At 66.3% G+C, this 9,257-nt stretch carries 7 protein-coding genes and 1 pseudogene; all 8 read left to right on the forward strand.

All coding sequences use genetic code 11. From position 1 onward, the window contains the following. Positions 1-276 precede the first annotated feature (276 nt). The 8 genes and pseudogenes from JMF82_RS17030 to JMF82_RS17060 all read left to right on the forward strand — a co-directional run bounded on the left by JMF82_RS17030 (position 277) and on the right by JMF82_RS17060 (position 9,218). The gene (locus JMF82_RS17030; protein ID WP_201315745.1) at positions 277-1,791 is read left to right on the forward strand and encodes a fumarate hydratase; all 1,515 of its coding nucleotides are present in this window, start codon (positions 277-279) and stop codon (positions 1,789-1,791) included. A gap of 288 nt (positions 1,792-2,079) precedes the next feature. After that, positions 2,080-4,698, forward strand: a complete 2,619-nt coding sequence (locus JMF82_RS17035; RefSeq protein ID WP_255560168.1) for a bifunctional aspartate kinase/diaminopimelate decarboxylase — start codon at positions 2,080-2,082, stop codon at positions 4,696-4,698. Positions 4,699-4,928: 230 nt separating this feature from the next. After that, a pseudogene (locus JMF82_RS22245) lies at positions 4,929-4,972 on the forward strand (endonuclease domain-containing protein); the annotation flags it as partial. A 110-nt stretch (positions 4,973-5,082) separates the two neighbouring features. Next, on the forward strand, positions 5,083-6,426 hold the full coding sequence (gene murL / locus JMF82_RS22080) for a UDP-N-acetyl-alpha-D-muramoyl-L-alanyl-L-glutamate epimerase (protein ID WP_236585536.1): 1,344 nt from the start codon (positions 5,083-5,085) through the stop codon (positions 6,424-6,426). Between the two features lie 8 nt (positions 6,427-6,434). Then, positions 6,435-7,787 carry a UDP-N-acetylmuramoyl-L-alanine--D-glutamate ligase gene (gene murD, locus JMF82_RS17045; protein ID WP_201315749.1) on the forward strand — a complete coding sequence of 451 codons (1,353 nt, stop codon included), beginning with the start codon at positions 6,435-6,437 and terminating at the stop codon, positions 7,785-7,787. A 116-nt stretch (positions 7,788-7,903) separates the two neighbouring features. Next, positions 7,904-8,305 (forward strand): VOC family protein, encoded by a 402-nt coding sequence (locus JMF82_RS17050; RefSeq protein WP_201315746.1) that lies wholly within the window; start codon positions 7,904-7,906, stop codon positions 8,303-8,305. 11 nt (positions 8,306-8,316) lie between these two features. Continuing rightward, positions 8,317-8,778, forward strand: coding sequence for a GNAT family N-acetyltransferase (locus tag JMF82_RS17055; protein WP_307837987.1), 462 nt, complete (start codon positions 8,317-8,319; stop codon positions 8,776-8,778). Positions 8,779-8,840: 62 nt separating this feature from the next. Continuing rightward, complete coding sequence (locus JMF82_RS17060; RefSeq protein ID WP_201315747.1) at positions 8,841-9,218, forward strand: DUF6632 domain-containing protein; 378 nt, start codon at positions 8,841-8,843, stop codon at positions 9,216-9,218. Positions 9,219-9,257 lie beyond the last annotated feature (39 nt).

Here is a 9,257-nt window from a genome sequence, read left to right on the forward strand (position 1 = left end):
ACATCGCGCTGGCCCCGTGGAAGCTAGCGCGCTGTCGACTTTCTTGGAAGTGGCTGATTTGACGCAAGAAAATACGAAAGTGATGCCGCAACTGGGCTCCACGCGCAAATTATTGCGGCTATGCCTTTTGGCCGAGTCATGCCATCGGCGGGCAAGCAGACCGGGCCGCGGCGCGGGTTCCGGGGCGGCGGGCGGTTTTACGGCACAATAGAAGGGTTGTGCGTCGTGGACATCCCCTGTTTCGACGCCGTAACCCCCGGAGTCGAAGCAGCCGCCATGACCATCATCAAGCAAGACGACCTGATCCAGTCCGTCGCCGACGCCCTGCAGTACATCAGCTACTACCATCCCGTCGACTACATCACCAGCCTCGCCGCCGCCTATGAGCGCGAGGAGTCGCCGGCCGCGAAGGACGCGATGGCGCAGATCCTGATCAACTCGCGCATGGCCGCCGAAGGCCATCGCCCGCTGTGCCAGGACACCGGCATCGTGACGGTGTTCGTCAAGGTCGGCATGAACGTGCAGTGGGACGCCACGCTGTCGCTCGAAGACATGGTCAACGAGGGCGTGCGCCGCGCCTACAACGACCCGGACAACAAGCTGCGCGCCAGCGTGCTGGCCGATCCGGCCGGCAAGCGCACGAACACGAAGGACAACACCCCGGCGGTGATCAACATGTCGATCGTGCCGGGCGACAAGGTTGAAGTGATCGTTGCCGCCAAGGGCGGCGGTTCGGAGGCGAAGTCCAAGTTCGCCATGCTCAACCCGTCCGACTCCATCGTGGACTGGGTGCTCAAGACCGTGCCGACCATGGGCGCCGGCTGGTGCCCGCCGGGCATGCTGGGCATCGGCATCGGCGGCACCGCCGAGAAGGCCATGCTGCTGGCCAAGGAATCGTTGATGGAGCACATCGACATCCAGGAGCTGATCGCGCGCGGCCCGCGGAACCGCGTCGAAGAGCTGCGCATCGAGCTGTACGAGAAGGTCAACGCGCTCGGCATCGGCGCGCAGGGCCTGGGCGGCCTCACCACCGTGCTCGACGTGAAGATCAAGGATTACCCGACCCACGCGGCCAACCTGCCGGTGGCGTTGATTCCCAACTGCGCGGCCACCCGCCATGCGCACTTCACGCTGGATGGTTCCGGCCCGGTCGCGCTGGAGCCGCCGTCGCTGGAGCATTGGCCCAAGCTCACCTACGACGCCAGCAAGGGCCGTCGCGTGAACCTGGACACGATCACCCCCGAGGAAGTGGCGAGCTGGAAGCCGGGCGAGGTGCTGCTGCTCAATGGCAAGCTGCTGACCGGCCGCGACGCCGCGCACAAGCGCATGGTCGACATGCTCAACAAGGGCGAGCCGTTGCCGGTCGACTTCAAGGGCCGCTTCATCTACTACGTCGGCCCGGTTGATCCGGTGCGTGACGAGGTGGTGGGCCCGGCCGGTCCGACCACGGCCACCCGCATGGACAAGTTCACCGAGCAGGTGCTGGCGCAGACCGGCCTGCTGGGCATGGTCGGCAAGGCCGAACGCGGCCCGGCGGCCATCGAGGCGATCAAGAAGCACAAGTCGGTGTACCTGATGGCCGTGGGCGGCGCCGCCTATCTGGTCTCCAAGGCGATCAAGGCTTCGCGCGTCGTCGGTTTCGCCGATCTGGGCATGGAAGCGATCTACGAATTCGAAGTGAAGGACATGCCGGTGACCGTCGCCGTCGACTCGGCGGGCACCTCGGTGCACCAGACCGGGCCGAAGGAATGGCAGGCGCGCATCGGGAAAATCCCCGTGGTGGTGGCGTAAAGCCACCACCCGAAGCTCCGCAATGAAGAGCACCTTCTCCCTTCGGGAGAAGGTGCCGGCAGGCGGATGAGGGTGCGTTCGGAGCGAAAGTTGGATGTCACGCAAGCCCCGCACCCTCACCCCAACCCCTCTCCCGAAGGGAGAGGGGCTTTATCTGCAAAGGGCAGGGCGTTCCATACTCCACCGCATTTAGCCATCCAAACGTCCATCGCCCGCGGCAGTTGCATTCCGCCTGCTGCGGCGCAACACTCATGGAATTGCTTTCCCCAACCACCAACGAAGGTACTCGTGAACCCGCAAAGCCCCGCGTCGCTTCCTGCTGACGCATCCTGGATCGTGATGAAGTTTGGCGGCACCAGTGTCGCCACCCTGCCGCGCTGGCAGAACATTCTGGAGCTGGTGGCCAGCCGTCGCGCCGAAGGCGCGCGCGTGCTGGTTGTCGTTTCGGCACTCTCCGGCATCACCGACGCACTCAAACAACTGTGCGCACAGGAAGACAAGGGCAAACGCATCGAGGCTGCCAAGGCGATCGCACAGCGTCACTACGACCTGCTCGATCACATGCAGCTGGCGGTTCCGGGTATTTTGGCCGACCGCCTCGCCGAGCTCGCGCAGCTCGCCGAGGACGGCCCGTCGCTGCTGGGCGAACTCGCCTGGTCGGCGCTGGTGCAGGCGCATGGCGAGCTGATGTCCAGCGCGCTGGGCTCGGCGTTCCTAACCCACAGTGGCCTGCCCACGCAATGGGTGGACGCGCGCGATTGCCTCTCCGCCATCGCGCTGCCCAACCAGAACGAACGCACCAAGCTGCTTTCGGCAATGGTCGAGTGCAAGCCGGATCCGGCGTTGAACGCGAGGCTCGCGGAGCTTGGCGACGTGTTCATCACGCAGGGCTTCATCGCGCGCGAATCGCAGGGCCGCACGGTGCTGCTGGGCCGCGGCGGCTCGGACACGTCCGCCTCGTACTTCGGCGCCTTGCTGAAAGCGCAGCGCGTGGAAATCTGGACGGACGTGGCGGGCATGTTCACCGCCAATCCGCGCCAGGTGCCCAGCGCCCGCCTGCTGCAGCGGCTGGATTACGAAGAGGCCCAGGAAATCGCCTCCACCGGCGCCAAGGTGCTGCACCCGCGTTGCCTTTCGCCGCTGCGCGAGCCACGCGTGCCGCTGCTGATCAAGGACACCAACCGGCCCGAGCTGGAAGGCACCTTCATCGGCCCGGAGGTGCGCGAGCATGCGCCGAGCGTCAAGGCGATCAGCGCGCGCAAGGGCATCACCCTGGTGTCGATGGAATCGGTCGGCATGTGGCAGCAGGTCGGCTTCCTCGCCGACGTGTTCGCGCACTTCAAGCAGCATGGCCTGTCGGTGGACATGATCGGTTCGGCGGAGACGAACGTGACCGTCTCGCTCGATCCCACCGAGAACCTGCTCGACTCCGACGCGCTCGCCGCGCTGGCCAGCGACCTGGCCAAGGTGTGCCGCGTGAAAGTGATCGCGCCGTGCGCGGCCATCACCCTGGTGGGCCGCGGCATGCGCTCGATGCTGCACACGCTGTCGGGCGTGCTGGCGGAATTCGGCCAGCTGCGCGTGCACATGATCTCGCAGTCGTCGAACAACCTGAACCTCACTTTCGTGGTGGACGAGAACGTCGTCGACGAACTGCTGCCGCATCTGCACGAGCTGCTGATCACGGCGGGTGCGCTGCGCACCGACGACAGCGCGCTGTTCGGCCCGAGCTGGCAGGCGCTGTACGGCAGCGGCGAGGTATTGCCGCCGGCGGCTTCGTGGTGGCGTGACGGCCGTCGCGCCGACCTGCTCAAGCTCGGCGCCGAGCACACGCCACGTTACGTCTATCACCTGCCGACGGTGCGTCAGCAGGCGCGTGAATTGAAGACGCTGGCGGCGGTCGATCGCCTGCATTACGCGGTGAAGGCCAATACGCATCCGGCCATCCTCAAGGCGCTGGCGGAAGAGGGTTTCGGGTTCGAGTGCGTCTCGCCGGGCGAGCTGAAGGCCGTGATGGCGGTGGTGCCCGAATCGGCGCCGCTGTTGTTCACGCCGAACTTCGCGCCGCGCGAGGACTACGAGTGGGCGCTCACCACCCGGGCCACGCTGTCGCTCGATTCCATCTACCAGCTGGAGCACTGGGGCGAAGTGTTCCGCGGCCGCGAGGTCGTGCTTCGCCTCGATCTCGGTCGTGGGCTTGGCCATCACGAGAAGGTGCGCACCGGCGGCAGCGGCAGCAAGTTCGGCTTGCCGGTGGAGCAACTGGATGCTTTCCTGCGCCTGGCCGACACGCATGGGGTGACCGTGCGTGGCCTGCATGCGCACCTGGGCTCGGGCATCCTCGACGACGGGCACTGGGGCGAGGTCTACGGGCAGCTCGCCAGCATCGCCGAGCGCATCGGCAGCGTGACCTTCCTGGACATCGGCGGCGGCCTCGGCGTGCCGTCGCATCCGGGCGAGGCGCGACTGGACATCGCCGCGCTGGACAAGGTGCTGCGCGAGGTGAAGGCCGCTTATCCGCACTACAAGCTGTGGATGGAGCCGGGCCGTTACCTGGTGGCCGAGGCTGGCGTACTGCTCACCCGTGTCACCCAGACCAAGGGCAAGGGCAACGGCACCATCCGCTACCTCGGCGTGGACACCGGCATGAACAGCCTGATCCGTCCGGCGCTGTACGAAGCCTGGCACGAGATCGTCAACCTGACCCGGCTGGATGAGCCGGCCACCGCGCTGTTCCAGGTGGTCGGGCCGATCTGCGAAAGCGGCGACGTGCTCGGCACCGACCGCCGCCTGCCGGAACCGCAGGAGGGCGACGTGATGCTGGTGGCCCAGGCCGGCGCGTACGGCAAGGTGATGTCCTCGCCGTACAACCTGCGGGACGAGGCCGAGGAAATCATCCTCGAATAAGCTCGTGGCTCCCTTTCCATGGAGGAGAGGGGGCTTTCGCTCGTCATTCCGGCGCAGGCCGGAATCCAGCGACGGCAACGCATGGATTGCGCTGCACAGGCAAAGTCCCACGCACTGGATTCCGGCCTGCGCCGGAATGACGGTACTGCAGAGGCTGGCGCGTGTGCCGTCCCGATCGAGGCAGCGTGGCGCCGGCATGGCGATAAACAGATTTATGACGAGCGCAAGCCATGGGCTACAGGGTGCTGCGTTTCTGGAACAATGACGTCTTGAAGAATCTTGATGGGGTGCTCGGGGCCATTGGGGACGTTCTGGCCAGCCCCGCCCCTCACCCCAACCCTCTCCCCGAAGGGGAGAGGGAGCAATGCTCGCGGAGACTTGAGAGTGACGACCAACATCAACCCCCGCCTGACCCAGGTATTCCGCTTCGTGCGGTGCAGCTATGCCGACGGCGTGGCCGAGCTGGTGTACGCCTTCGACCATGGCGAGGAACTGATCGAGCGCGTGAGCTTCCCGCACGCGCCCGCCATTCCGGCGCATCACCAGGCCGCTTTCGACGAAGCGCTGAAGCTGTTGCACCTCATCGCCGGCGTCAGCTACTACAAAGCCGGCGTGCCGCCCCGCATCGAGGTGGCCGGTGGTCCGCTGGACGATGGCACGGCCAATCTGCTCGATGCGCTGTACCTGCACGGCCTGGCCGAGTTCGCCTATCGCAACGGCCTGGACCTGCGTGGCCGCATCGCCTTCCCGCGGGGCGGCGCGGCGAAGCCCGAAGCGAAGGCGCTCAGCCTGCCGCATCGCACCCTGGTGCCGATCGGCGGCGGCAAGGATTCGCTGGTCGCGGTGGAAGCCATCAAATCCATGGGCGGTGAAGCGACCGCCGTGTGGGTCGGCAACTCGCCGTTGATCGCCGCCTGCGCCGAGCGCACCGGCTTGGCCCTGCTCAACATCCAGCGCGAGCTGGCGCCTGGCCTGTTCGAACTGAACCGGCTGGGTGCATGGAACGGCCATATCCCGGTGACGGCGGTGAACTCGGCGATCCTCGCCGTGGCCGCCATCCTGTACGGCTACGACAGCATCGCTTTTGCCAACGAGCGCTCGGCGTCCGCCGCCACGCTGGAATACGAAGGCCAGCTGGTCAATCACCAGTGGAGCAAGGGCTACGCCTTCGAAGCACTGCTTGGCGACTGGCTGCACCGGCACGTGGCGGCCGACCTCGATTACTGCTCGCTGCTGCGTCCGTACTCGGAGCTGGCCGTGACGCGCACGTTCGCCAGGCTCACGCCGTATTTCGACGCGTTCTCCAGCTGCAACCGCAACTTCAGGATCCTCGGCCCCAAACCGGCGGATCGCTGGTGCGGGCAGTGCCCGAAGTGCCATTTCGTGTTCCTTGCGCTGGCGCCGTTCCTGGCCAAGCCGCGCCTGCTGTCGATCTTCGGCCGCAACCTGCTCGACGACGAGAACCTCGCTGCCGGTTTCGATGCGCTGCTGGAATACCAGGATCACAAGCCGTTCGAGTGCGTGGGCGAGGGCGCCGAGGCGCGCGCCGCGATGTATGCGTTGAGCCAGCGGCCGGAGTGGCAGGAAGATGCGCTGGTGGCGCGCTTCCGCAGCGAGATCCTGCCGCAGCTCGATGAAAAGGAGCTCGCCATCGAACCCTGGTTGCAGCCGTCGCCGGAGCACCGCATCCCCAAGCGCCTGCAACCCGCGCTGGCGTTCTTCGAGTGAGCCAGCCGCTGCGCATCGCCGATCTCGATGGCAAGCGTGTGGCCATCTGGGGGTTCGGCCGCGAAGGGCGCGCCGCCATCGCGGCGATCCGTTCGCGTTGGCCGCAACTGCCGTTGACGTTGTTTTGCAGCGAGGCCGAGGCGGCCGCCGCGTCATTGTTCGATGCGTCGCTCGCCGTGCGCGGACACGAACCCGATGCCATCGCGCTGGCGTCATTCGACGTGGTGGTGAAGTCGCCCGGCATTTCCGCGTACAAGCCGGCGCTCGTCGCCGCGCAGGAAGCGGGCGTGCGCGTCACCTCCGGCACCTCGCTCTGGTTCGCCGAACGGCCCGATGCGCGCGTCGTCGCCATCACCGGCACCAAGGGCAAGAGCACCACGACCGCCTTGCTCGCGCATCTGGCGCGAAGCCTCGGCGTGCGCACGGCGCTGGCCGGCAACATCGGCATGCCGATGCTCGAACTGGTGGACGCCTCGGCCGACCTGTGGGCGATCGAGCTCTCCAGCTTCCAGACGGGTGAGGCCGGTCCGGTGGAGTTGGGCGTCATCACCAGCCTCTACGAGGAACATCTCGACTGGCACGGTTCGCGCGAGCGCTACATCGCCGACAAGTTGAAGCTGGCCGATGCGTCGAAGCAGTTGCTGGTGAACGCCAACCAGCCTTATCTGCTGGAGCGCACGGCCCTCCACCCGCACCGCCGCCTGTTCGGCCAGGTCGAAGGCTGGCATGTCGCGGGTGGTTTCATCCGTCGTGGCGCGGCGCAGGTGTTCGATGTTTCGCAGCTGCGCGCGCCGGGCGAACACAATGCGCTCAACGCCTGCGCCGCCTTGACGGCGCTCGAGGTCATGGGGTTCGATGCGCTCGCCGCCGCCGATGCGTTGGCGAGCTTCCGGCCATTGCCGCATCGTCTGCAGCCACTGGGCGAACACGACGGCTTCGCCTGGATCAACGATTCGATCAGCACCACGCCGCAGGCGACGCTTGCGGCGCTGGGCAGCCTCGAAGGCCGTCGGGTCACCGTGCTCGTCGGCGGTCATGACCGCGGGCTCGACTGGAGCGTTTTCGTCACCGAGGCGAAGCGGCATGCCCCCCATGCCATCGTGGCGCAGGGCGCGAACGGTCCGCGCATTGCGCAGGCGCTGCGCGCGGCAGGCGTGGCCGTCGAAGAGACGGGCGATCTGGCCAAGGCCGTGGCTCGTGCACGCGAGCTGACACCGCCAGGAGGCACCATCCTGCTTTCGCCCGGGGCACCGAGCTTCGATCAGTTCCACGACTATGCCGAGCGTGGCCGTCGTTTCGCCGAACTGGCGGGTTTTGATGGCCACCAGATCGTGGGCATCGAAGGGCTTGGTGTCCTCTGAGCCGCTGTCGCCGCAGGCTGGGGCGTGCACGTGCCGTTACCGGTCCGCGTGACGCGCGGCCTGCAGCCCGTGGCAGCGTCGCGTAGACTGGCATCCCGCGCGGATGGAGCAGCTCCATGACCCAAGCGACGCCATTCCTGATGTTCCAGGGTAACGCGCAACAAGCCCTGGATCTGTATTTCGCCACGCTTCCCGAATCGCGGATGCTGGGCGTCGAGCGCTACCCCAAAGGCGGGCCCGGCCCTGAAGGCACCATCAAGGTCGCGCGCTTTTCCCTATGCGGTCGCGAGTTCATGTGTTCGGACAGTCCGATCAAGCACGGCTTCTCGTTCACGCCGGCCAGTTCGATCTTCGTGGAGTTCGACACCGTCGACGCGCTGGATCATGCCTTCGCGGTGCTGTCCGAGGGCGGGCAGGTACTGATGCCGCTGGACGATTACGGTTTCAGTCCGCGCTTCGGCTGGCTGGATGATCGCTTCGGCGTCTCGTGGCAGCTATCGTTGCCGCTGGCATCCTGATCGAGACCGTCATGTCCATGGAACTGCGCATCGACGACCTGCGTGGCCCGGAGATCGCCGCGTTGCTGCAGGAGCATTTGGACGACATGGCGCTGCATTCGCCGCCCGAGAGCATCCACGCACTCGATCTGGAAAAGCTCCGCCGGCCGGAGATCACCTTCTGGACGCTATGGCAGGACGGCGAACTGCTTGGGTGCGGCGCCATCAAGCAGCTCGACGCGACGCACGGGGAGATCAAGTCGATGCGCACTTCGCATCGTCATCGGCGCAAGGGCGTGGCTGCACGCATGCTGCAGCACATCCTGGACGAAGCGAGGCATCGCGGGTACCAGCGCCTGAGCCTGGAAACCGGTTCGCCCGCAGCCTTCGTGCCCGCCCGTGAGCTGTATGCGAGGTTCGGCTTCAGCTACTGCGGTCCGTTCGCCGATTACCTGGAAGATCCATACAGCGTGTTCATGACGCGCAAGCTCTGACGGCGCCGCCCGGCCGGCAGGCATACACTGTCCACCTCGCCGCCGTTGCCGAGGTGACTTTGATGAGCGATCCATCGCGTTTGAAGTTGCTGCGCATCACCCTCGTGGCAGTGGGCGTCCTGTGCCTGGCCCTCTATCCGCTGATGCGGGCTTGGCCGTCCGGATGGGCGTGGCACGAAGGCTATTCGGATTACCCGATGATGATCGTGGGCATCTACGCCACGCTGGGCGTGTTCCTCATACGGGCCGCTCGCGATCCGTTCGCCAACCTCAGCCTGATCTGGTTCACCGTGTGGTCCAGCGTGGTGCATGGCGCTGTCATGGCGGTGCAGGCCTTGAGCCATGCCGAGCATGTGGGGCACCTGTGGGGTGACGTGCCGGCATTGTTCATCGCGGCGATCGTGCTGGCGGTGTTGATGCCAAGGCCGGCAAGGATGTAGCCGGTCGTGGGTTGAGTCGCGCACAGGGTGCGCTCCCAC

Source organism: Dyella sp. EPa41 (assembly GCF_016586165.1).
Lineage (GTDB): Bacteria > Pseudomonadota > Gammaproteobacteria > Xanthomonadales > Rhodanobacteraceae > Dyella.

What these genes read in the sequence shown, in the direction of transcription:
- JMF82_RS17050 (WP_201315746.1), top strand. Translation starts at nt 7,904, where the DNA reads ATGACCCAAGCGACGCCATTCCTGATGTTCCAGGGTAACGCGCAACAA.
- JMF82_RS17030 (WP_201315745.1), top strand. Translation starts at nt 277, where the DNA reads ATGACCATCATCAAGCAAGACGACCTGATCCAGTCCGTCGCCGACGCC.
- JMF82_RS17055 (WP_307837987.1), top strand. Translation starts at nt 8,317, where the DNA reads ATGTCCATGGAACTGCGCATCGACGACCTGCGTGGCCCGGAGATCGCC.
- JMF82_RS17060 (WP_201315747.1), top strand. Translation starts at nt 8,841, where the DNA reads ATGAGCGATCCATCGCGTTTGAAGTTGCTGCGCATCACCCTCGTGGCA.